Source organism: Candidatus Halocynthiibacter alkanivorans (genome assembly GCF_003333265.1).
Lineage (GTDB): Bacteria > Pseudomonadota > Alphaproteobacteria > Rhodobacterales > Rhodobacteraceae > Halocyntiibacter_A > Halocyntiibacter_A alkanivorans.
Genome location: NZ_QOLB01000141.1, coordinates 81,539 through 102,655 on the forward strand (window position 1 = coordinate 81,539; position 21,117 = coordinate 102,655).

Consider the following 21,117-nt stretch of genomic DNA (forward strand, 5'->3'; position numbering starts at 1 on the left):
GAGCACTTACACTGCCATGTGACAGAGATAAAACACAAGGACCCCGTCATGGGACACACAAAGTCACACAAATCCGCCAACGCGCAACCGCACCAACATACGCACAGCCATACGGGCGGTCATGCGCAGGGTGCCGCCCACCGCGGGGCAGGCTGCGGTCATCATAATATCGACCCCGGGGCGGGCGACAGCAAAGTGGCGCGTGCCATCGCCGTCAACCTGCTGCTGACCGTAGCTCAGGTGCTGGGCGGTATCTTTTCCGGCTCGCTGGCGCTGATTGCCGATGCGCTGCATAATTTTTCCGACGCTATCGCGCTGATCATCGCCTTTGCGGCCCGTAAAATTGCGCGCCGTCCGGCCAGCGCCCAGATGAGCTTTGGGTACGGGCGCGCCGAAGTGGTGGCGGCGCTGGTGAATTACACCACCCTGGTGGTGTTGGGCCTCTATCTGATCTACCAGGCGGTGCTGCGGTTTATTGATCCGCAGCCGGTGGAGGGCTGGCTGATTATCGTTATCGCCGCTGTGGCGCTGGTGGTGGATCTGATCACCGCGGCCCTGACTTACCGGCTGTCAAAAGACAGCATCAACATCCGCGCCGCGTTCCTGCACAATGTGGCCGATGCGATGGGGTCGGTGGCGGTGATCGTCGCTGGTACGCTGATCCTGCTTTATGACTGGGTGCTGATTGACCCGCTGGTGACGCTGATGATCGCGGTATACATCCTGTGGCACAGCTACGCCGAGGTCGGCCAGGTCATCCGCATCCTGATGCTGGCAACGCCCGATGGCATTGATCCGGACGCGCTGATTTCCAGCATGGCCGAAGTCGACGGGGTGGCGGATCTGCACCACAGCCACGTTTGGGCGATGGAAGAAAAGAGCGCCGCCTTTGAAGCCCATGTCGTGCTGGAGCCGGATCGCTGGCACGAAGCAGATGCGATCAAAGCAGCGCTGAAACAACGACTGCTCAGCCAGTTCGGCATCACCCATTCCACCCTGGAATTGGAATGCGCCAGGCACGCCTGCAAAGATACACAATTGCACGGGCATGCGCCCGCCTGAACGGGCGTTCGCCCGGGAGAGCTGGCGCCGGAAGGCTCTGCTTTCCCGGCGCGCGTGTGGTCAGCGCTGAAAACTACTGTTGCAGGCAGCCGCTCAGGCTGTCTGCCATCTGCTGCAGCAGCGTCGGATAAAGCGTCTTGCCCCGCGGCAGCGCTGCGCCCATCGCATCCACTTCCGCGCGCTTTACGGCGGTGCTTTCAAACACGGTGGTGATCAGCTTGTCGCTGAACTGCGGTTCGCTCAGCACACAGACGATACCGGCCTTTGCCACCTCGGCGCGAATTTTTGTGACACGTGCGGGCGAGGGTGCCGCGCCGTTGCCCAGCGAAATCGCCCCGGAGGCGGCGATGTCAAAGCGGCTTTCAAAGTATTGATAACCATCATGAAACACCACATAGGGCCGGTCCCGAAGCGGGGCCAGTTGCGCCGTAATACCGGTTTCAACTTCGCTCAACAGCGCCCGGCCTTCAGCGGCATTGGCGCGGTAGGTCGCCGCATTATCCGGGTCCAGCGCCGACAACTCCTCTGCGATCACGTTGAGCCAGGCCCTGCCATTCACCGGATCAAGCCAGGCGTGCGGGTCGTGGCTGTGCGCGCTGTGATCGTCGGAGGGCACCGCATTGGTCACAGGGTCTTCGCCCTGGGCAAACACCACCTCTTCCCGGAAACTCAATATCTGCGTGGCACTGTTCTCCAGCATCTCCACCCGACGGGCATCCGCCGCCAGGCTCTCCAATGCATCGCGGAACCAGGGTGTCAACTCGTCTCCAACCCAGAACACCGCATCCGCGTTTTGCAGACGGCGCGCGTCAGAAGGACGCAACGCATAGCTGTGTGGCGTTACCCCGGGACGGATGATCAGCTCCGGCATGCCGACCCCATCCATCACCTGCGCCACCATCGACTGTAGCGGTGCGATGTCGGTGACCACCTGCGGCACATCGGCAAGGGCGGGCAGCGCAAAGAGAGAAAACAGGGCGGGGGAGATGGAGCGGAACATGGCGGACCTGACGTGATTATATAACACTTATGTCGGTTGTTATCTGTAATGTAATACTATATCAACCCGCAAAATGAACGCGCCGAACAGCGCCAATCGCAGGATCTCCTATGACCGCCACCGGCTTTGAAACCCATGATCACAGCGCCTGTATCAGCACCGCCCTTGCCGCTGCCGAAACCTGTTGCACCGAACACCGGTTGCAATTCACCAAAGTGCGGCGCCGGGTGCTCGAGATTCTGCTGCATGAGCATCGTGCGCTCGGGGCCTATGACATCCTGGCGGTGCTGGCGGGCGAAGGGCTGGGCGCGCAGCCGCCGGTGGCTTACCGGGCGTTGGAATTCCTTGTCAGCAATGGGTTTGCCCACAAGATCGAGAAACTGAACGCCTATATTGCCTGCTCGCTGCCAGGTCAGGATCATTCGCCGGTGTTCATGATCTGCCGCAGTTGCCAGACCGTTGTAGAAGCCCAGACAGTATTGCCCGCCGGGCAGTTGGCACAGGTCGCACGCGACGCAGGCTTTGACATTGAACGCGCGGTGATTGAGGCCGAGGGCACCTGTCCTGCCTGCCGCAATTCCAAAGATGCCGCATCAGACGCGCCGGGTACAAAGGCGTGAGTCTTGTCTCGCTGAAAAACGTTTCGGTCACCATGGGATCGCAGGCGGCGCTGAACAACGTTAGCATCTCGATTGAGCCGGGCGAGATCACCACCATTGTCGGCCCCAACGGCTCGGGAAAAACCACTTTGCTGCGGCTGGTGATCGGCGCGCTTGCGGCCAATAGCGGTGAAGTGATCCGCGCCCCGGGTCTGAACATCGGTTATGTGCCCCAGGCGCTTAAAATCGACGCCACCCTGCCGATGACGGTGACGCGCTTCCTCTCGCTGCCCAAACGCCACACGCCTGAAGACACCAGCGCCGCGCTGGCCCGCGCCGGTGCCGGCCATATCGCTGAGCGTCAGATCATGGCGCTGTCAGGTGGTCAGTTTCAACGGGTGCTGTTGGCGCGCGCGCTGCTGGATCAGCCACAGCTTCTGATCCTGGATGAGCCCACCACCGGGCTGGATCAACCAGGCGCCGCAGCGTTTTACCATCAGATCGAAGAGGTACGCCGCAGCCTTGGCTGTGCGGTGCTGATGGTCAGCCATGACCTGCATGTGGTGATGAGCGCCTCGGATAAGGTGATCTGCCTCAACGGCCATGTCTGCTGCCATGGCACCCCGGAAGTTGTCGCCAGTGCCCCGGAGTACCGGGAGCTGTTTGGCACCGGAACCCAGGGCACCCTGGCGCTGTATAAACATGACCACCGCCACGCCCACAGCCATGAGAACTGCGATCATGAGCATGACCTGGAGGCCCATAATGTTTGATGATTTCATGATCCGCGCCACGCTCGCCGGGCTTGGCCTGGCTCTGGCAGCGGCCCCGCTGGGCTGTTTTGTCGTCTGGCGCCGTATGGCCTATTTTGGCGATGCCACTGCGCACGCGGCGATCCTCGGTGTGGCGCTGGCGCTGGCGCTGAACACGTCGGTCTTTGCCGGCGTGCTGGTGCTGGCGCTGCTGATGGCAGGCATTGTCACTTCGCTGTCCGGGCGGGGATATGCGGTGGATACATTGCTTGGGGTAATGGCGCATTCAGCGCTGGCGCTTGGTCTGGTGGCGGTGTCGTTCCTGCAAGGGGTGCGCGTCGATCTGATGGCCTGGTTGTTTGGTGACATTCTGTCGGTAACGCGTGCGGATCTGGCGCTGATCTGGGGCGGCGGTGGCCTCGTTGCCGGGCTGATCGCCTGGCGCTGGCAGGCGTTGCTGACCGCAACGCTGAACGTGGACCTGGCCTGGGCCGCAGGCATCAATCCGCGGCGCGAACAACAGATCCTGACGCTGGCGCTGGCGGTGGTGGTTGCGGTGGCGATCAAAGTGGTTGGCGCGCTGCTGATCTCAGCGATGCTGATCATCCCCGCCGCCGCCGCCCGGCCCCTGTCACGCACCCCCGAGGCGATGGTGATCTTTGCGGCGCTCGCCGGAGGGGCAGCGGTGCTGGGCGGGCTGCAAATCTCGTTGTTCGCGGACACCCCGACCGGCCCGACAATCATCGCCACCGCGGCGCTGATCTTCCTGCTCTCGACTGCTTTTGGCCGCGTCATCCGGCCAAAATAACCTCTGCGGTCGATTTTTCCCGCTTTGACGACTGAAAGTGGTCCGCAGGTCTTGTCAGTGTCGCGAACTTGCTTTAACTGCGCCCTCACTTCACAGGCGAGACTTGGGTCCTCGGGGGAGAAATCCCCGAACGATCCGCCGGTTGGGCATCCGCCCTCAAGGTCTCGCTCAGGTGTAAACCGGAAAAGGAAAACGATATGGCACTTCCCGAATTCACGATTCGCCAGCTGCTCGAAGCAGGTGTGCACTTTGGTCACCAGACACAGCGCTGGAACCCACGTATGGGCCCGTTCATCTACGGCAGCCGCAACGGCATCCACATTCTCGACCTGACTCAGACTGTTCCAATGCTGGACCAGGCGCTGCAGGTTGTGCGTGACACCGTTGCCAAAGGCGGCCGTGTGCTGTTCGTCGGCACCAAGCGTCAGGCCGCTGGCCCGATCGCTGATGCGGCTGAAAAATGCGCTCAGTACTACATGAACCACCGCTGGCTCGGTGGCACGCTGACCAACTGGAAAACTGTTTCCCAGTCGATCGCACGCCTCAAGACCATCGACGAAAAACTGATCGACGGCGCGGCTGGTCTGACCAAAAAAGAACGTCTCGGCATGGAACGTGACCAGGGCAAGCTTCAGGCATCCCTCGGCGGTATCCGCGACATGGGCAACGTGCCTGATCTTCTCTTTGTCATCGACGTGAAAAAAGAAGAGCTGGCGATTGCAGAAGCCAACAAACTCGGCATCCCCGTGGTTGCTGTTGTTGACTCCAACTGCTCGCCTGCCGGCATCGATTACATCATCCCGGGCAACGATGACGCAGCGCGTTCCATCGCGCTCTACACCGACCTGGTTGCTCGCGCAGCTCTGGACGGCATGACCGCTCAGATGGGTGCCGCTGGCATCGATCTCGGTGAGCTGGTCGACACTGTAGAAGAAGTCGTCGCCGAAGCCTGATCGCTTCACAACTGATACCGGGGAAGGGGCCTCTCTTCTCCGGACACAGTCAAAGACCTATATTCCAGGAGAGCCTGAACATGGCAATCACAGCAGCATTGGTAAAAGAACTGCGCGACAGCACCGGCGTCGGCATGATGGATGCGAAAAAAGCACTGACCGCGACCGACGGTGACATGGAAGCCGCAGTTGACTGGCTCCGCACCAAAGGCATGGCGAAAGCCGCTAAAAAAGCCGACCGTACTGCAGCCGAAGGCCTGGTGGCCGTCGCTGTTTCCGGTGGCAAAGGTGTTGCAGTCGAACTGAACTCCGAAACTGATTTCGTGGCGAAAAACACTGATTTCCAGGAAATGGTTTCCGGCATTGCAGCCGCCGCGCTTGGTGTTTCCGACATCGAAGCTCTGGCCGCGGCCGATTTCGGCGGCAAATCTGTTGCCGAAGTGATCACCAACAAAATCGCCACCATCGGCGAAAACATGAACCTGCGCCGCATGGCCAGCCTTTCTGGTGACCAGGTTGTATCCTATGTGCACAACGCAGCTGCCCCTGGCCTTGGTCAGATCGGTGTTCTGGTTGCGCTCAAAGGTGACAACGAAGCATTTGGCCGTCAGGTCGCGATGCACGTTGCAGCGGCCCACCCTTCGGCGCTGAACGAATCTTCTCTGGACGCGGCCCTGATTGAGCGCGAAAAAGCTGTTCTGACTGAACAGGCGCGTGAATCCGGCAAGCCCGAAGCCGTGATCGAAAAAATGATCGGTGGCCGCATGAAGAAATTCTTCGCGGAAAACACCCTCGTTGGTCAGGCTTTTGTCATCAACCCCGATCTGACTGTTGCGCAAGCAGCGACAGAAGCCGGTGTTGAAATTCTCGGTTTTGTCCGTCTCGCAGTTGGCGAAGGCATTGAGAAAAAAGAAGAAGACTTTGCAGCTGAAGTAGCAAAAGTGGCCAAAGGCTAACGCCTTCGCCCCGTCTGATCCTCACGGATCAAAGATTGAAAGACCGGTCCCCAGGGGCCGGTCTTTTGCGTTGTGTGGGATCTTACGGCTGGCGCCTCTCTGACAGGGACACGCTGCAGCTGCGGTATGCGCGCCGGTGTCCGCCCTGAGCTTCATACAGTTGCACCCGGGTTCTCAGACCAGTTGGCGCAGCAGTTTCAGGGGGTCATATCAAGCTGCGGCTGCAACCGTATTTGGTGATCCGGACCACAATCGGCCACTGAATACACCGGTTCTCAGGTTCCAATTACCTGGTGTTGGCCGGCAGTTGCCGTTTGCGGTGATCACTCAACCCAGCAATATCGCAACCCGTCCCGGATTTCGCCCGCAGCAGCGAATCCGGTTGAAATTCGGGCTCGTATCTGTCCGCGAAAGCCGTGCCAACAACACACATAAAGTCATAACTCGCCGTGGCAGCGTGAAAACTACGTCTTCAGGTTGTTTTTATTCAGAAGTCCCGGAGCGAGTCTGAGAACCACAGCGGCGTTGCCACACATGCGCGGGGCAGGGCGGCAGGCACCCGGGCGGGCCATATAAGGGGAAAGGGAGTTGGCGGTGTGGCTTGGGGAAACCACACCGCCGGGATAACGCGAACCAGGTTGGGATGAGGTCCAAAGCGCTTTTCACCAGCCCGGGAGTGAAAATACACCCCCAAGCCAGAACCCGGTTTCCCGGCGAACCAGTCTTTCTCTGAAAATCACAGAGCGAAACCAATCCGTTGTCGTTCCCAGGCCAAAGGCCACCACTCACGGAACCTCTGTATCTTTACCAATTCGCCGCCGATTGAAAAGTCAGGTAATCCATACCCTAAAGAGTATGTTGACATACTTCTCATAACTTGCTCACGAAGATTTGATTCAGGAATGTAGCTTTGAGAATGGCCTGTGCGGTCGTATCTACATCAAGTGCGTCCCGGGCGAGGCGAAGATGTTTTTCAACCGTCGCAGGGGCCACCTCCAGGATCAGAGCGATATCTGCGGTTGTTTTGCCATCCGCCACCCATTCCAGCGCTTCACGCTGTCGTTTAGTCAGCAGGCTGCGTTTGCTGGGGTGGGGCAGGTTGATCAGTTTCAGATGTGCCACATTGTTGAGCACCACCAATTCCCGCCCGTGCTCGTCCCAGATCGCATCGACGTCATCCTGGCTCAGCCCGGGTTTTGCGGTCAGCGCGATGGCGCCTTTGGCCCGGGCCAGAGAATCGGGAAACGCTATGGTGTAACCGGCGGTCACCCCCATGGATCTGTTAAACTCCAGCACCCGGCGTTCCTCATCGCTCAGGCTGCCGGGGTCGTCAAACATAAAGCGCCAGGACCGTACGCCGACATTTTCAGCGGCCCATTTTGTCATTGGTGCCGAATAGACCATGTTATTGCCCAGAAACTCATCAAGATAGGCCTGGCTGTGATTGGACAGAACCACTGAATCCTGCCAGTCTCCAATCGGTCTTTGTGTGGTGCGGAACCGGGTATAGCCATAGATCAACCTGTCAAACCCAAAGCCCGCCATGGAGTCCACGTGATACTTCCAGACGTCATCCACATGTTCGGCGCTCACCAGCTTATCAAGACTCGCTAGCATTCTCATTCCCCCAGGCTCGTAATCAGCAGTCGTTTCGTAGTCATCGTCAGTTGCCCGGATGCTCAAGGTCAAACTGATGCTCTGGCCGGTCCGGAAACCCGCTTGATCAAAGCGTCAGTGTTCGAGAGAGCCAGAGGCATTTCCACCATGATGCCCGGGCGTTAGTAGTGCATGTGTTTGCATGTATGTTGCGGGTTGTAAATGTTCCTTTGAAGAACTCTGCACAACCTAAACGACAGCCAGAATGCTAAATACACTTTTATCAGGAGATGTGTTCCCAGTGCTGATGTCAATAGTCGCCTGAGCAATTTATTACATAATACCAATTATCGGATGTAGCAGGCCTACACAGGCCCGGCCTGGCGCATGCGCCCGGGTCTGAAATCAGCGGACAGCTCTCCTGACACTGTAACGCGACGGTCCGCGCCTGGCACGCGGCAGAGCTTCCAGCAGCGCCGATGACCGGATCCGCAACTGAATGGCTCCGCAGCAGCGTTCCGCTGCAGATCGCTCCATTGCCTGACCACGTTGTTATGCGTGTTCTGCGCGCGCTTCCACAATACGCTGCGCCTGTACAGCTGGAATTTTCACCGGATACAGAGGCAGATAACGTGGCCTATTCCGGTGCCGGAACCATGATCGGTTCACCGGCTGGACCGACTTGAAACACCACGAATTTTGCCCGTTCAGTGGCGCTTAAATTGCGCCCGATCATCGGCACATTGGCGAGCTCATACGCGGCCTCACCGGCGGAAACAGTAGAGCTTTCCTGGCCTTCAATATCAAGCTGAAGCGCACCTTCCAGCACGTAGATAAACACATGCCCCGGATGGGTATGCCGATCCGTTACAAACCCCGGATCCACGTCAAAAATAAGCACATTGGCCTCAGCACCATTCAGGTCTTCCAATGTGGTTTTCAGCATGGGCGTGATGGTTGTTTCCCCATAGCCCGCAGTTGGCAGCAACGCGAGTGTCGCTGTGGTAGCAATTGCAGTCATCAGTTTGTACGGTCCGTATTTCATGTATCCCTCCATCCATGACAGTTCCGGAACATTCCGAATGGTGCCGAATATAACATAATACATGATTTTGAACCAGCCGATCTGCGCCAGAACCAAGGGTTGAAACGGCACGCATTCTACTAAAGAAATCATTGTTATATGATGTTTATCAACATGTTATACTTCATTCCTAATCTTTTGGGCAGGTTTGATTAAGCCGATTTGTCTGTGCGGGCTTTTGTGCGCCGGGCAGTAAGGGGACGGCGCGCAAAAGCCTGCGCTCAGCGCCACGATCAGTGATTTGAATGAAAAAATTTGATCCTTTGGTCAACAACCGGCGCCACCTTCTCTTGCGCCCTGCGTGGCTTCGGTCCATTGATAGCGCATGACAAAACATTGTGACATTCTCTGTATCGGCTCGGTGCTCTGGGACGTGATCGGGCGCTCATCTGCCCATATGCGTGTCGGCTCTGACGTGCCGGGGCGTATTTCCCGCCTGCCCGGCGGTGTGGCGATGAACATCGCCATGACGCTCGCTCGCTTCGGTCTGACACCGGCACTGCTGACCACCATCGGCCGCGACGCAGAGGGCGATGAGCTGATCGCGAACTGCCTGGCCAAAGGCATGGTCACCGATCACATCTACCGTTCCGATGATCTGCCCACCGATATCTATATGGCGATTGAAGGTGCCAACGGGCTTGTGGCCGCCATTGCGGACGCCCATTCACTGGAAGCCGCCGGGGACAAGATCCTGCGCCCGCTGACAGATGACACCCTGGGCAGCACCGAACACCCTTACAGCGGGTTGATCGCGCTGGACGGCAATCTGACCACGGATCTGCTGAGCAGCATTTCCAAAAGCCCCTATTTTGCCGCCGCCGACCTGCGGGTCGCCCCGGCCAGCCCGGGCAAGGCCGAACGCCTGTTGCCGCTGCTGTCCCATCCCGGCGCCACGCTCTATGTCAACCTTGAAGAGGCCAATCTGCTGCTGCGCGCTGAATACACCAGCTCCGAGGCCGCCGCCCGCGCCCTTCTGGACAAGGGCGCGCACCGGGTCTCAGTGACCGATGGCGGTCGCTCCGCCACGGTCGCCGGCCCCGCAGGCCTGGTTGTCACCCAGACGCCGCCGGAAGTGTTGGTGACCCGTATCACTGGCGCCGGCGACACCTATATGGCGGCGCATATCGCCGCCGAGATCCAGGGCGCAACTGCCGCCGATGCTTTGGCCGCCGCTTTGCGCGCGGCCGCAACCTATGTCTCCGGAGACACCCCTTTATGACGTTCAAGATCGCTTATTCCGCCGAAGCAGAGGCCGCACGCGCTGCAAACACTCCTATTGTGGCGCTGGAAAGCACCATCATCACCCATGGCATGCCCTACCCGCAAAATGTCGAAACCGCGCGCCGTGTCGAGGCGGTGATCCGTGAAAACGGCGCCACACCGGCAACCATCGCGGTGATGAATGGCATATTGCATATCGGCCTGTCTGATGCGGAACTCGAAAGTCTCGGCCAGGCCACGGATGTGGCCAAGGTCAGCCGCGCCGACATCGCCGCCTGCCTTGCGTCCGGTGGCATTGGTGCCACCACGGTTGCCGCCACGATGATCGCCGCCAACCTGGCTGGTATCAGCGTGTTTGCCACCGGCGGCATTGGCGGTGTGCACCGGGGCGCGGAAAACAGCTTTGACATCTCTGCCGACCTGCATGAGTTCACCCATACTCCGGTGACCGTGGTGGCCGCCGGCGCCAAAGCGATCCTTGATATCCCGAAAACGCTGGAAGTGCTGGAAACGCTCGGCGTGCCGGTGATCGCTTATGGCCAGGATGATTTCCCCGCTTTCTGGTCGCGCAGCTCCGGCCTGCCCGCGCCCCTGCGCATGGATGACGCCGCCAGTATTGCGCGCGCGCAGCTGATGCGCAGTGCCATGGGGCTGCCCGGCGGTCAGCTGGTCGCCAACCCGATCCCGGAGACGGCCGAGATTTCCCGCGACGTGATGATCCCGGTGGTAGAGCAGGCGCTCAGCGAGGCCGCCGCCCAGGGCGTCGCCGCCAAATCGGTGACGCCTTTTCTGCTGCAGCGGATTTTTGAACTGACGGAGGGCCGTTCGCTGGTCTCCAATATCGAGCTGGTGCTGAACAATGCGCGTCTGGCAGCTGCGATCGCGGTTGAAATGAAGCTGCAAAGCCGCGGTTGATCCTGATCCCGCTGATCGGATCCCGTCTGGTCCCGAAGCTGATACCGCCCTGCCCGTGTTACAACGTGGGCAGGTGGCCTGCAGGCGACCTGTCGTTCAGGTAATGCGCCCTGTGCCTGAAGCGCAACATGTCCGCCTTTTCGACCGCACCAGCCGTGCTTCGCCCGCAATTTATTTGCGCCGGTCCTGGTAAAGCCGACTGTAGAAGTATGGTTGCCAGATCCGGCATTTCTGCCCTGGCGCTGCAATTTGTAACAGGCCGTGCCAGGGAGAGTCCTTTAATGACTTCAGTTGTAACCAAAACCTCCGCCCTTCTGACCCTGAGCGCCCTGATGGCGATACCCGGCGCCGCACAGGCGCAGGTGGAGTATTATTACGGCGTCGACCTGACCAGCAATTACCTGTCCAAAGGCGCGACCGTGACGGATGACAAGCCAGCGATCCAGCCCTGGTTTTTTGTGTTCAACGACATCTATTATGCCGGGGTCTGGGCCAGCAATACCGATACGGATATCGAGACTGACCTGCTTATTGGCGCGAAACCCCGGGTCGGAAATGTGGAGTTGGACATCGGCATTGGCCGCTATTTTTACCGCGACGATCCCACCAATTTTGGCGAGGTCTGGATCAAGTCCCAGTGGGAAGTGGTGCCGGGAACCTTTGTGGGCGCGCAATATTACCGCGAAATCTTCTTTGATCAGGACTGGGTGGCTCTGACCGCGCAATATGACTTGCAGCCGCAGGATGTGACGGTGTCCGGCCGCATCGGCACGGATTTAGGCACCAAAGGTTTATCCGACGATCTTGTGGCCTGGGACATTGGCACCAGCCGCGATCTGACCAATTTCGCCGCTATCGACCTGCGCTACCACGACAGCAACCTGGACGACGGCAAGTTCGCTCTGACGATAAAGCTGTCCAACTGACATCGGGCGTGGCGCCGGCGTTGCAGCGGTGTAGGCGCCCCGGCACCGTGTGCCTGCCTCAGATGCTCCGACATTGTCATACTGGCGTGACATCACGCGAAAGAACAGTTGTGGGCCGGCACCGCTGCGCCTACATAGATGTCACCATACAACCCCTTGACCCCGGACGTTCTTATGACCAGCCCGTTTAGCGACAAACCCCACGCCCCCCGGCCCCGACGCAGCCTGTTTGCCGGGCTTCGCGCCAGTTTCTTCACCGGGCTTGTGGTGGTGGCACCGATCGGGCTGACCGCCTATCTGGTCTGGGGGGCAATCGGCTGGATGGACAGCTGGGTGCTGCCATTTGTGCCAGCGCGCTTTAATCCGGAACAGTATATCGGCATCAACCTGCGTGGTGTGGGTGTGATTATGTTCCTGTTGTTCACCGTCGTGGTCGGCTGGGTGGCCAAGGGCATTCTCGGCCGGTCTCTGCTGGTCTGGGCCGAAGGCCTTGTGGACCGCACGCCAGTGGTGCGCTCGATCTACAACGGGTTGAAACAGATCGCAGAAACCGTGTTTGCCCAGACAGAAACCTCCTTTGACAAAGCCTGTCTGGTGCAATATCCGCGCACCGGCATCTGGGCGGTGGCGTTTATTTCGACGCCGGCCAAAGGCGAAGTCGCCGGCAAGATCCCCCATGCCGATGAAGATCTGATGTCGGTGTTCCTGCCGACAACACCCAATCCGACCTCGGGTTTTTTGCTGTTCGTCCCCAAACATGACATCATCGTGCTGGATATGACGGTGGAAGACGCGGCCAAACTGGTGATTTCTGCCGGGCTGGTTTACCCCAACGCCAAAGACCCAAGCCAGCCGCTGATCACCGACAGCACGCCGTCTCAGCCAGAATAACCAGCCTTGCGGCGCCAGTTACCAGCGCTGAAATGTCCACTCATCTGTACGTCCGGGACCCAGGCTTCCAGTGCTGGAAGGTTTCCGTGTGATTTAATTAAAATATATGTTAGTTCATTTTTATCGGACCACATATCTGCGCGATATTGCCGGTCTGATATCTCAATTGCTTCGCCGTGGGGGGGAGGCATACTCAATTGGAAAGCGTGCCATATGAATAAAATTGCAGTTCTCAGCTGTGTCGCCTTGCTGACGGCTTCGGCGTCTTTTGCCGACAACCACAGCACCCACGTGGGCCTCAGCGAAAATGAGATCATGGTTGCCACCCAGGGTGCACCCACAAACGCGGGCACCGTTGAAGTGCTTTTAGCCCTGCTGATGCTCGCAGCCATTTTGGGTTCGTCGTCTGCAGTCGTTTCGGAACCGCTTTAATCTGAGTGCGAACACCGGCTGCTTTTTGCTGGCATGTCCTGTTTTTCCAGTTGCGCCCTGGCCACAACCGGGTGGAACAGGATCTGCGTGTGAAACTGGAATCCAGCCGCGCTGCAGACAGCGTTGTCTGCAGCCATAACCCTGTTTCGGTTCATCGACCCTGCCAGGGGGCGCCAAAGAAAATTGGCGCCCCCTGTTTGCACTGATGGGGTTACATCGCGGTCCAGCCGCCGTCGACGCTGATGGTGGTGCCGGTGATCTGTGTTGCGGCGTCTGAGGCCAGAAACGCTACCGTGCCACCGATCTGCGCCGTGGTGGCAAACTCCCTGGACGGCTGACGTGCCAGCATCACTTCGCGGATCACGGTGTCGCGGTCCATGTCATATTCGCGCATCGTATCCGGGATCTGCGCCTCCACCAGCGGCGTCAGCACATAACCCGGGCAGATCGCGTTCACGGTGATCGGCTCTTCTGCTGTCTCCAGCGCCACCGCTTTTGTCATGCCCACCACCCCGTGTTTGGCGGCAACATAGGCGGACTTATAAGGCGAGGCGGTCAACCCGTGTGCCGAGGCGATATTCACCACCCTTCCCCAGCCCCGCGCTCGCATGCCCGGCAGCGCAGCGGCCGTGGTGTGAAAGGCCGAATTCAGATTGATGGCGATGATGGCGTTCCACTTGTCGACCGGAAATTCGTCGATCGGCGCCACGTGCTGAATGCCAGCGTTGTTGACCAGAATATCGCAGACCCCGGCGGCCTCAATCAAGCCCCGGCAGGCGTCACCATCTGACATATCGGCCTGGATATAACGCGCGCTGACCCCGTGTTCGCGGGCGATCTCAGCCGCCAGCGCATGATCGGCGTCGCTGTTGCTGAACGAGTTCAGCACCACATCCGCCCCGAGCCGCGCCAGCTCTTTTGCCACGCCCAGGCCAATGCCCGAATTGGAGCCGGTAATAACGGCGGTTTTCCCTGCAAGTGACATCTCATTCTCCTATGTACAAATTCAGCTGCAGAATACGTGCTGCACCTGCAAAATGAAGAGGGAATGATGATTTTTTATCAACCTGCGGACCAGCGCCTTTGCACAGCCGGCGTGCGGCACAAAAAAAACGCCAGCACGAAGCTGGCGTTAAGTTATTGAGGCAGGTTTCATACAGGCAAGAAACCTATCGAGCAGTGACTCATTTATACGCCACAGGCTGCTCTGGGCCAAGCTAAAAGTTTGAAATTGCACCGAAGCCCGCATAGGCTCCGCGGGTAATGAAATAAGGTACCACAGGGATTGTTCACAAAATGAGATCAGATTTATTCTCAAAACTAAAGCATTCAGGGCTCGTATTATCGCTGATTCTGGCGTCGGGGGCGGCGCAGGCCGAATCAAGTCATGGCATAGCTATGTATGGTGACCCGGCACTGCCACAAGATTTTGTGTCACTCCCTTATGCCAACGCCGATGCGCCCAAAGGCGGCACCATCGCGCTTGGCGAAGGCGGCAGCTTTGACAGTCTGAACCCGTTTATTCTCAAAGGTTCGGTTCCCTGGCAGCTGCGTTTTCTTGGATATGAAAGTCTGATGGGGCGCAGCTGGGACGAACCTTTCACCCTTTACGGGCTGATTGCCGAATCGATTGAGACCGGACCGAATCGGGAATGGGTTGAATTTACCCTGCGTCCCGAGGCCGCTTTTTCCGACGGCAGCCCGATCACTGTCGAAGACGTGATCTGGTCCTATGAAACTTTGGGCACCCAGGGCCACCCGCGCTACCGCGGTCTCTGGAAGAAAATCGACAAAATTGAAGCCACCGGCGAACGCTCCGTGCGCATCACTTTCAATACACCGGACCGCGAACTGGTGCTGCTGGCCGGCATGCGTCCGATCCTGAAAAAGTCCCAGTGGGACGGCGTTGATTTTGAGGATTCCGGGCTGGACCTTATTCCCATCGGTTCCTCACCCTATGTGATTGACGATTACGAGGCCGGCCGCTTCCTGTCCCTAAAACGCAACCCGGACTATTGGGGCAAGGACGTGCCCTACATGCAGGGCCTGGCCAATCTCGACGAGATCCGGCTTGAGTTTTTTGCCGACAGTTCGGTGATTATCGAAGCCTTCAAAGGCGGCATTCTCAACAGCCAGCGCGAATTCAACGTCGCCACCTGGGACGCACAATACGACTTCCCGGCGGTGCAAAACGGCGACGTGGTGAAATCAATCCTGCCCCATCAGCGCCCCTCGGGAATGACCGGCCTGGTTATGAACAGCCGCACCACGGCCTTTTCCGACTGGCGTGTGCGTGACGCGATGCTGAACGTGTTTAATTTCGAAGCGATCAACGATTCCAAAACCGGTGGCCAGCAGCCGCGCATCAGCTCCTATTTCTCCAATTCGGTGCTGGCGATGGAAGAAGGCCCCGCCACCGGCAAGGTCGCCGAATTCCTCGCACCCTATACTGGTGAGCTGCTGCCCGGCGCGCTGGACGGCTACAGCCTGCCGGTGTCAGACGGCACCGCGCGCAACCGCAAAAACATCCGCCGCGCCCTGGCGCAGTTTGAATCCGCCGGCTGGACCGTCCAGGACGGGATGATGAAAAACGCCGCCGGCGCCCCTTTCTCCTTTGAAGTACTGCTGAAGCAGGGCGCCAAGGAAAACCAGTCGATCATGGACAGCTATGTCAGCATGCTGGAACGTGTCGGCATCACCCCGACCGTCACCGTGGTGGACACTGCCCAGTATAAAGAGCGCAGCAATGCCTATGATTTCGACATGGCCTACTACCGCCGTGGCCTCTCACTCAGCCCGGGCAACGAACAATATCTCTATTGGGGCTCCGAGGGTGTGATCAAACCGGGATCGCGCAACATGATGGGCATGGATTCGCCGGCCGCCGAAGCGATGATCGACAAGCTGGTCAACTCCACCGATCAGAGCGATTTTGTCGCCGCCACCCGGGCGCTGGACCGGATCCTGACCACCGGGCGTTACGTCATCCCCTTTTATCAGTGGAATATTTCCCGTATTGCTCATGTGAAAGAACTGAAATATCCCGAGCGTCTGCCGATGTACGGGGACTGGATCGGGTTTCAGCCCGACACCTGGTGGTGGGAGGAATAATATGCGCACCTTTTTGATGATAGCCGTTCTGACCTTGTCCGGATGTGCCACGGTGGCCGGTGTCGGCGAAGACATCTCGACCGGCGCCCGCGAAGTTCAGGGCTGGTTCTGAAACCGGGTATGAATATTGGCAAATACGACGATTTGTCACCTGAACGTCACATGACTCCGGTAGCGCCGGGGTCATGAATATTCTCGTACTCTGTACCGGCAATTCGGCGCGCTCGATCCTGCTGGAATCCATCTTTAACCACAGCTCTGGCGGCGCGATCCAGGCCTGGTCTGCGGGTTCAAAACCTGCGGGTCAGGTGCATCCACATTCGCTGGCGCTTCTGGTGGCGCGGGGGCATGACACCAGTGATCTGCGTTCAAAATCCTGGGATGAATTTGCCGTGCCAGACGCGCCGGTGATGGATCTGGTGATCACCGTTTGTGGCTCCGCTGCCAGCGAGATCTGTCCGTTCTGGCCTGGTGCACCGCTGCGTGCCCACTGGGGCGTAGATGACCCCGCCGCCGCCGCAGGCGCTGATCAGCAGTCGGCCTTTCAAACCGCCTTTGACATCCTGAACCGCCGTGCCCGGGCCTTGTTGGCGCTGGATACGGACCGGCTCAGCCCGGCAGCGCTGCAACAAAACCTCGATATGATCGGAGAGCTGCCTTGAGCATTGCCCCTCAGCCCACCGCCAACCGCCTGCTGGCCGAATTTCTTGGCACCGCGTTCCTGCTGATTGGCGTGGTCGGCTCCGGCATCATGGCGCAGGAGCTGTCGGGCGGCAACACCGGCCTGGCGCTGCTGGCAAATGCCATCGCCACCGGCTGTATTCTCTATGTGCTGATCACCATTCTGGGCCCGGTGTCCGGCGCTCATTTCAACCCGGTGGTGACCATGGTGTTCACCCTGCGTGGCGAACATGCGCCCGGCCTCGCCCTGCCCTATGTGGCGGTGCAGCTGCTGGGCGGCGTGCTCGGGGTCTGGGCGACACACGCTATGTTTGATCTCGACATCCTGCAGTTTTCCACCACCAGCCGCAGCGGCACGGGGCAATGGTGGTCCGAAGTGATCGCCACCTTCGGCCTGGTGCTGGTGATCTTTGGCGGGCTGCGCCACCGGCCCGACGCGGTGCCACCGCTGGTCGGGCTTTATATCACCGGCGCCTACTGGTTCACCTCTTCCACCAGCTTTGCCAACCCGGCGGTGACGGTGGCGCGCGCCCTGTCCGACACATTCGCCGGCATCCACCCGTCAGATGTTTTGATGTTCATCCTGATGCAAATCATCGGCGCACTGATCGCGACCGTGGTCACCGCGCGGCTGTTTGCCCGCGCGCCCTGAGGCGGCACCGGGAAACCCAAAGCTCAACAGCACGACGACGCTCAGTTCCGCCTGTCGGGTCAACCCGCCCGCTCCGTCGCGGTGGGCCTCCGGTCAGCCCAGTGACGTCACCCAGAGGATCATCGCATCATCCTGGCTGGTGGAAATCACGTTATGCCCCATTGAGGCGTCATAATAGGCGCTGTCACCACGCCGCATCGTCACCGGCTCATAAAATTCGGTGATCAGCCGGATCTCCCCGGTCAGCACATACAGAAATTCTTCACCGTCATGACGCACCCAGCCGTCAAACTCTTCAAAGCTGCGGGCCCTGATCCGCGCCCGGTAGGGCAGCATCTGTTTGCGTGTCAGCGCGCCGGCAAGGATCTCATGTTCATAAGTGGTGGTGGCATGGGCCGCCCCCGCGCCGGATTCTGTCACCGCCATGCGACCGCCCACCTGTGCGGCGCGCGGCGGGGTGAACAGTTGCGGCACCGAAATCTCCAGACCCAAGGCCAGCTTTTTCAGCGCGTCATAGGTCGGCGACATCTGACCGTTTTCGATCTTGGACAGGGTGGATCGCGCCAGACCGGCTTGTTTGGCTGCCTGTTCCAGCGTCCATTTATGCGCCTTGCGCAGATCCCGCACCCGCGCGCCAAGGTCAAGCGGCCGTGCCGGCTCAACCGCGCTTTCGTTTTCCCGTGCCAGGTGGATCAGGCTGGTGTCTTTTGCTTTGTTCATGCGTCCTCATAATCTGCAACCGCCCGGGGTGCAACAGCGACACTTCAGGCCCCATTGCCGACCCCGTCCATGCTCACAATAACGTCAGTGGCTTGCACTAACCACCAAAGCGCGTTTAAAACATCCGCATGGTAAAACTTGACATCATTTCTGACCCGATCTGCCCCTGGTGTTTCATCGGCAAAGCGCGGCTTGACCGTGCGCTGGAAGCCCATCCCGACCATCCGTTTCAAATCGAATGGCACCCGTTTCAGCTCAACCCGGATATGCCGGCGGAAGGCATGGGCCGGCGGGATTATCTGGAACATAAATTTGGCGGCCGTGACGGTGCGCTGAAAGCCTATGCGCCAGTGCTTGAAGCGGCAGAAGACGCCGGGCTCAAAATCGATTTTTCTGCGATCGAGCGCACGCCCAACACGCTGAACGCGCACCGGCTGATCCACTGGGCCGGACTTGAAAGCCGCCAGACCCCGGTGGTTGCAGCGCTGTTCAAAGCCTATTTTGTTGAAGGCCGCGACATCGGCGACATCGACGTATTGTGCGCGATCGCTGCCCGCTTTGAAATGGACGAAGCCGCCACCCGGCTGATGCTGCAGGGCAACGCTGACGCCGAGCTGATCCGCCAGCGCGACGCCCATGCCCGTGAACGCGGTATCAGCGGTGTGCCTATGTTCATCGTCGACAACCAGCACGCTGTCTCCGGCGCCCAACCGGCCGAGCTCTGGACCCGGGTGATTGCCGATATCACCGCCAAAGAAGACGCGGCGGAAAGCTGATCCCGGCAGCGCCAGGCTAAGCCCGCATTCACCACCTGATCCGGGGGCTGAGGACGTTCACAACCCCGCGACACAGACCAGTGCCCCCGGGTGCTGGTCTTTTGTTATGACGTCCCGGCACAGGGCTGGCCATTTCAGATCCCAGCGCCTAGGGTCGGGCCACCGCCCCGGTGTCAGACGATCATTCTGGCCCGCTCCGGTCTCTCCATACCCCGATCTGTAAAGAGGTTCCCATGTCTGTGCGCCGTCTGTCGCAAATTGAATTCATTGCCCTGCTGGCGATGCTCTATGCCGTTATCGCGTTCTCCATTGATGCGATGCTGCCCTCCCTGCCTGCCATTGCCGCCGAACTTAGCCCGGATGATCTCAACCGGGCGCAGCTGGTGCTGACCTCCTTTGTGATGGGCATGGGGCTGGGCACCTTTGTCACCGGGCCACTGTCAGACGCCTTTGGCCGCAAGACCATTATCACCGCCGGTATGGCACTCTATATCCTCGGCGCGGTGATGGCGCTGCTGTCCAATTCGCTGGAACTGCTGCTGGTGGCCCGCGTGTTGCAGGGATTTGGCGCCGCGGGACCGCGTATCGTCGGTGTGGCGCTGATCCGGGATCTGTATCAGGGCCGGCAGATGGCGCGTATCACCTCCTTTGTTTTCATGGTGTTTATGATCGTTCCGGCCATCGCTCCGGCGCTTGGCGCGGTGATCGCCGCTGGCTTTGGCTGGCGTGCGGTGTTTGTGGCTTTTGTGATCTTTGCGCTGATCGGCGCCACCTGGCTCAACCTGCGTCAAAGCGAAACCCTGCCGCGCGCTGACCGTCGCCCTTTCCGGATCTCGACGCTCTGGAACGGCTGCAAAGAGGTGTTGTCCAACAAAATGGTGCTCATTTATATCGCCGCCATGACGCTTGGTTATGCGGTGTTGTTCGGCACGCTCAGCTCGGTACAGCAGATCTATACGGACACCTATGGCGAGGGCGACAACTTCCCGCTCTGGTTTGCCCTCACCGCAGTGCTCGCCGCCTCAGGCACTTTCATCAACGCCAGCCTGGTGGTTCGGGTGGGCATGCGCAAACTGGCGCTCTGGGCCTTTTCCGCTCAGGCGCTCAGCTCCGGAGTTATCCTGTTGGTCGCGCTGTCCAGCGACACTCTGCCGTTCTGGTACTGGTTCGCTTTTGTCACCACAGTGTTCTTTTTCACCAGCCTGACCTTTGGCAATCTCAACGCGCTGGCGCTGCAGTATCTCGGCCATATTGCTGGCCTCGCGGCTTCAGTTATCGGTGGTATCTCCACCGTGCTGGCGGTGCTGATCGCAGCACCAATCGGGCTGGCGTTTGACGGCACTGCCGTGCCGCTTCTCTCCGCGGCGCTGATTTGCGCCAGCGGCGCCGCTGCGCTGATGAAAACAACGGTGGAACATGAACCTGACGCGCCGAAAGACCCGGCCGCCGCCGAGTGATGCGAACTGGCTGAAATCTGAAAACGCGCTGCATATCTCTGCGGCGCGTTTTTTTGTCTGGAGATATTTCAAACGGCGTGGCGCTATATTGGCGACAAAGCGAGACATAAAATTCTTTTGGTCCGGCACCGCCGGGCCGCGCCTGACCTTCCCCCCGGGAAGGCGCTTCACGCCTCCCCAAGCTCAGGCGCTGCCCTGATTGCAGATGTTCGCCCTGGGGTAAAAAATATCGTCTCCCGATCCGGCGGCAATCCAGCCCGACACCGCGCGTGAAGATGCCCGTCTGTTTTGCCATCGTGGCTTTCGCTGTCGTGTTTCCAGTCCCGCCGCGTCACGCCATCCCAAGTTCAGGCGCGGCCTTGATTGCAGACGCCCGTCCCGTGATCAATCTGGACTTGCCGCGCAAAAGTTCCGGTCTCTCATCTCATGTTAGGCGGCCTTTCGTTCGAAGGCCAAGGGGCTTTTTCCACCAAGCGATGAATGCCGCCGTCGAGGGTTATAGAACCCATTGATGTACCGGAA

At 59.3% G+C, this 21,117-nt stretch carries 22 protein-coding genes; 17 read left to right on the forward strand and 5 right to left on the reverse strand.

The features are described from left to right. The first annotated feature begins 48 nt into the window (after positions 1-48). Positions 49-1,062 (forward strand): cation diffusion facilitator family transporter, encoded by a 1,014-nt coding sequence (locus DWA01_RS18730; RefSeq protein WP_114287329.1) that lies wholly within the window; start codon positions 49-51, stop codon positions 1,060-1,062. A 73-nt stretch (positions 1,063-1,135) separates the two neighbouring features. Here DWA01_RS18730 and DWA01_RS18735 read toward each other — a convergent pair whose 3' ends face one another. Beyond that, on the reverse strand, positions 1,136-2,062 hold the full coding sequence (locus DWA01_RS18735) for a zinc ABC transporter substrate-binding protein (protein WP_114287330.1): 927 nt from the start codon (positions 2,060-2,062) through the stop codon (positions 1,136-1,138). Between the two features lie 110 nt (positions 2,063-2,172). On the opposite strand from DWA01_RS18735, the gene DWA01_RS18740 reads away from it, so the two are divergent. The 5 genes from DWA01_RS18740 to tsf all read left to right on the forward strand — a co-directional run bounded on the left by DWA01_RS18740 (position 2,173) and on the right by tsf (position 6,130). Then, positions 2,173-2,682: a Fur family transcriptional regulator gene (locus DWA01_RS18740; RefSeq protein WP_114287331.1), complete on the forward strand. Its 510-nt coding sequence runs from the start codon at positions 2,173-2,175 to the stop codon at positions 2,680-2,682. Next, a complete protein-coding gene (locus DWA01_RS24065; RefSeq protein WP_200832617.1) occupies positions 2,679-3,434 on the forward strand; it encodes an ATP-binding cassette domain-containing protein in 756 nt (251 codons plus the stop codon). The genes DWA01_RS18740 and DWA01_RS24065 overlap by 4 nt, the downstream gene beginning before the upstream one ends. Next, entirely contained in the window at positions 3,427-4,221 is a 795-nt protein-coding gene (locus DWA01_RS18750) for a metal ABC transporter permease (RefSeq protein WP_114287332.1), read from the forward strand. Before DWA01_RS24065 ends, DWA01_RS18750 begins: the two co-directional genes overlap by 8 nt. Before the next feature lie 197 nt (positions 4,222-4,418). After that, entirely contained in the window at positions 4,419-5,174 is a 756-nt protein-coding gene (gene rpsB / locus DWA01_RS18755) for a 30S ribosomal protein S2 (protein WP_114287333.1), read from the forward strand. Positions 5,175-5,254: 80 nt separating this feature from the next. Further along, on the forward strand, positions 5,255-6,130 hold the full coding sequence (gene tsf, locus DWA01_RS18760) for a translation elongation factor Ts (RefSeq protein WP_114287334.1): 876 nt from the start codon (positions 5,255-5,257) through the stop codon (positions 6,128-6,130). 870 nt (positions 6,131-7,000) lie between these two features. On the opposite strand, the gene DWA01_RS18765 is transcribed toward tsf, so the two are convergent. Both DWA01_RS18765 and DWA01_RS18770 read right to left on the reverse strand, forming a co-directional pair. Beyond that, positions 7,001-7,747, reverse strand: coding sequence for a helix-turn-helix transcriptional regulator (locus DWA01_RS18765; RefSeq protein WP_336470017.1), 747 nt, complete (start codon positions 7,745-7,747; stop codon positions 7,001-7,003). A gap of 616 nt (positions 7,748-8,363) precedes the next feature. Next, positions 8,364-8,903, reverse strand: a complete 540-nt coding sequence (locus DWA01_RS18770) for a cupin domain-containing protein (RefSeq protein WP_114287336.1) — start codon at positions 8,901-8,903, stop codon at positions 8,364-8,366. 232 nt (positions 8,904-9,135) lie between these two features. Here DWA01_RS18770 and DWA01_RS18775 point away from each other — a divergent pair, with 232 nt between their 5' ends. The 5 genes from DWA01_RS18775 to DWA01_RS18795 all read left to right on the forward strand — a co-directional run bounded on the left by DWA01_RS18775 (position 9,136) and on the right by DWA01_RS18795 (position 13,198). Next, positions 9,136-10,032, forward strand: coding sequence for a PfkB family carbohydrate kinase (locus DWA01_RS18775; protein WP_114287337.1), 897 nt, complete (start codon positions 9,136-9,138; stop codon positions 10,030-10,032). Continuing rightward, positions 10,029-10,949, forward strand: a complete 921-nt coding sequence (locus tag DWA01_RS18780) for a pseudouridine-5'-phosphate glycosidase (protein ID WP_114287338.1) — start codon at positions 10,029-10,031, stop codon at positions 10,947-10,949. The genes DWA01_RS18775 and DWA01_RS18780 overlap by 4 nt, the downstream gene beginning before the upstream one ends. A gap of 281 nt (positions 10,950-11,230) precedes the next feature. After that, positions 11,231-11,875, forward strand: a complete 645-nt coding sequence (locus DWA01_RS18785; RefSeq protein ID WP_160116079.1) for a TorF family putative porin — start codon at positions 11,231-11,233, stop codon at positions 11,873-11,875. Positions 11,876-12,049: 174 nt separating this feature from the next. Next, positions 12,050-12,766 (forward strand): DUF502 domain-containing protein, encoded by a 717-nt coding sequence (locus DWA01_RS18790; RefSeq protein ID WP_114287340.1) that lies wholly within the window; start codon positions 12,050-12,052, stop codon positions 12,764-12,766. 213 nt (positions 12,767-12,979) lie between these two features. Continuing rightward, positions 12,980-13,198 carry a hypothetical protein gene (locus DWA01_RS18795; RefSeq protein WP_114287341.1) on the forward strand — a complete coding sequence of 73 codons (219 nt, stop codon included), beginning with the start codon at positions 12,980-12,982 and terminating at the stop codon, positions 13,196-13,198. Positions 13,199-13,409: 211 nt separating this feature from the next. Here the strand turns inward: DWA01_RS18795 and DWA01_RS18800 are convergent, their stop codons facing one another. Beyond that, on the reverse strand, positions 13,410-14,183 hold the full coding sequence (locus tag DWA01_RS18800) for a 3-hydroxybutyrate dehydrogenase (RefSeq protein WP_114287342.1): 774 nt from the start codon (positions 14,181-14,183) through the stop codon (positions 13,410-13,412). Positions 14,184-14,494: 311 nt separating this feature from the next. On the opposite strand from DWA01_RS18800, the gene DWA01_RS18805 reads away from it, so the two are divergent. From DWA01_RS18805 to DWA01_RS18820, 4 genes are all read left to right on the forward strand, one after another. Beyond that, on the forward strand, positions 14,495-16,309 hold the full coding sequence (locus DWA01_RS18805) for an extracellular solute-binding protein (RefSeq protein ID WP_114287343.1): 1,815 nt from the start codon (positions 14,495-14,497) through the stop codon (positions 16,307-16,309). 1 nt (position 16,310) lies between these two features. Then, complete coding sequence (locus DWA01_RS18810; protein ID WP_114287344.1) at positions 16,311-16,421, forward strand: entericidin EcnA/B family protein; 111 nt, start codon at positions 16,311-16,313, stop codon at positions 16,419-16,421. 73 nt (positions 16,422-16,494) lie between these two features. Beyond that, positions 16,495-16,971 carry an arsenate reductase ArsC gene (locus DWA01_RS18815; RefSeq protein WP_114287345.1) on the forward strand — a complete coding sequence of 159 codons (477 nt, stop codon included), beginning with the start codon at positions 16,495-16,497 and terminating at the stop codon, positions 16,969-16,971. Next, positions 16,968-17,642, forward strand: coding sequence for an aquaporin (locus DWA01_RS18820; protein WP_235008615.1), 675 nt, complete (start codon positions 16,968-16,970; stop codon positions 17,640-17,642). The genes DWA01_RS18815 and DWA01_RS18820 overlap by 4 nt, the downstream gene beginning before the upstream one ends. Positions 17,643-17,735: 93 nt before the next feature. On the opposite strand, the gene DWA01_RS18825 is transcribed toward DWA01_RS18820, so the two are convergent. Beyond that, positions 17,736-18,362 (reverse strand): helix-turn-helix domain-containing protein, encoded by a 627-nt coding sequence (locus tag DWA01_RS18825; RefSeq protein ID WP_114287346.1) that lies wholly within the window; start codon positions 18,360-18,362, stop codon positions 17,736-17,738. A 128-nt stretch (positions 18,363-18,490) separates the two neighbouring features. On the opposite strand from DWA01_RS18825, the gene DWA01_RS18830 reads away from it, so the two are divergent. Both DWA01_RS18830 and DWA01_RS18835 read left to right on the forward strand, forming a co-directional pair. Further along, complete coding sequence (locus tag DWA01_RS18830) at positions 18,491-19,138, forward strand: DsbA family oxidoreductase (protein WP_114287347.1); 648 nt, start codon at positions 18,491-18,493, stop codon at positions 19,136-19,138. Positions 19,139-19,371: 233 nt separating this feature from the next. Continuing rightward, positions 19,372-20,595, forward strand: coding sequence for a multidrug effflux MFS transporter (locus tag DWA01_RS18835; RefSeq protein ID WP_114287348.1), 1,224 nt, complete (start codon positions 19,372-19,374; stop codon positions 20,593-20,595). Positions 20,596-21,117 lie beyond the last annotated feature (522 nt).

Excerpts from the sequence above, each read along its gene's own strand:
- DWA01_RS18730 (WP_114287329.1), top strand. The coding sequence starts at position 49 with ATGGGACACACAAAGTCACACAAATCCGCCAACGCGCAACCGCACCAA.
- DWA01_RS18735 (WP_114287330.1), bottom strand. The coding sequence starts at position 2,062 with ATGTTCCGCTCCATCTCCCCCGCCCTGTTTTCTCTCTTTGCGCTGCCC.
- DWA01_RS18740 (WP_114287331.1), top strand. The coding sequence starts at position 2,173 with ATGACCGCCACCGGCTTTGAAACCCATGATCACAGCGCCTGTATCAGC.
- DWA01_RS18750 (WP_114287332.1), top strand. The coding sequence starts at position 3,427 with ATGTTTGATGATTTCATGATCCGCGCCACGCTCGCCGGGCTTGGCCTG.
- rpsB (WP_114287333.1), top strand. The coding sequence starts at position 4,419 with ATGGCACTTCCCGAATTCACGATTCGCCAGCTGCTCGAAGCAGGTGTG.
- tsf (WP_114287334.1), top strand. The coding sequence starts at position 5,255 with ATGGCAATCACAGCAGCATTGGTAAAAGAACTGCGCGACAGCACCGGC.
- DWA01_RS18765 (WP_336470017.1), bottom strand. The coding sequence starts at position 7,747 with ATGCTAGCGAGTCTTGATAAGCTGGTGAGCGCCGAACATGTGGATGAC.
- DWA01_RS18770 (WP_114287336.1), bottom strand. The coding sequence starts at position 8,903 with ATGATTTCTTTAGTAGAATGCGTGCCGTTTCAACCCTTGGTTCTGGCG.
- DWA01_RS18775 (WP_114287337.1), top strand. The coding sequence starts at position 9,136 with ATGACAAAACATTGTGACATTCTCTGTATCGGCTCGGTGCTCTGGGAC.
- DWA01_RS18780 (WP_114287338.1), top strand. The coding sequence starts at position 10,029 with ATGACGTTCAAGATCGCTTATTCCGCCGAAGCAGAGGCCGCACGCGCT.
- DWA01_RS18785 (WP_160116079.1), top strand. The coding sequence starts at position 11,231 with ATGACTTCAGTTGTAACCAAAACCTCCGCCCTTCTGACCCTGAGCGCC.
- DWA01_RS18790 (WP_114287340.1), top strand. The coding sequence starts at position 12,050 with ATGACCAGCCCGTTTAGCGACAAACCCCACGCCCCCCGGCCCCGACGC.
- DWA01_RS18795 (WP_114287341.1), top strand. The coding sequence starts at position 12,980 with ATGAATAAAATTGCAGTTCTCAGCTGTGTCGCCTTGCTGACGGCTTCG.
- DWA01_RS18800 (WP_114287342.1), bottom strand. The coding sequence starts at position 14,183 with ATGTCACTTGCAGGGAAAACCGCCGTTATTACCGGCTCCAATTCGGGC.
- DWA01_RS18805 (WP_114287343.1), top strand. The coding sequence starts at position 14,495 with ATGAGATCAGATTTATTCTCAAAACTAAAGCATTCAGGGCTCGTATTA.
- DWA01_RS18810 (WP_114287344.1), top strand. The coding sequence starts at position 16,311 with ATGCGCACCTTTTTGATGATAGCCGTTCTGACCTTGTCCGGATGTGCC.
- DWA01_RS18815 (WP_114287345.1), top strand. The coding sequence starts at position 16,495 with ATGAATATTCTCGTACTCTGTACCGGCAATTCGGCGCGCTCGATCCTG.
- DWA01_RS18825 (WP_114287346.1), bottom strand. The coding sequence starts at position 18,362 with ATGAACAAAGCAAAAGACACCAGCCTGATCCACCTGGCACGGGAAAAC.
- DWA01_RS18830 (WP_114287347.1), top strand. The coding sequence starts at position 18,491 with ATGGTAAAACTTGACATCATTTCTGACCCGATCTGCCCCTGGTGTTTC.
- DWA01_RS18835 (WP_114287348.1), top strand. The coding sequence starts at position 19,372 with ATGTCTGTGCGCCGTCTGTCGCAAATTGAATTCATTGCCCTGCTGGCG.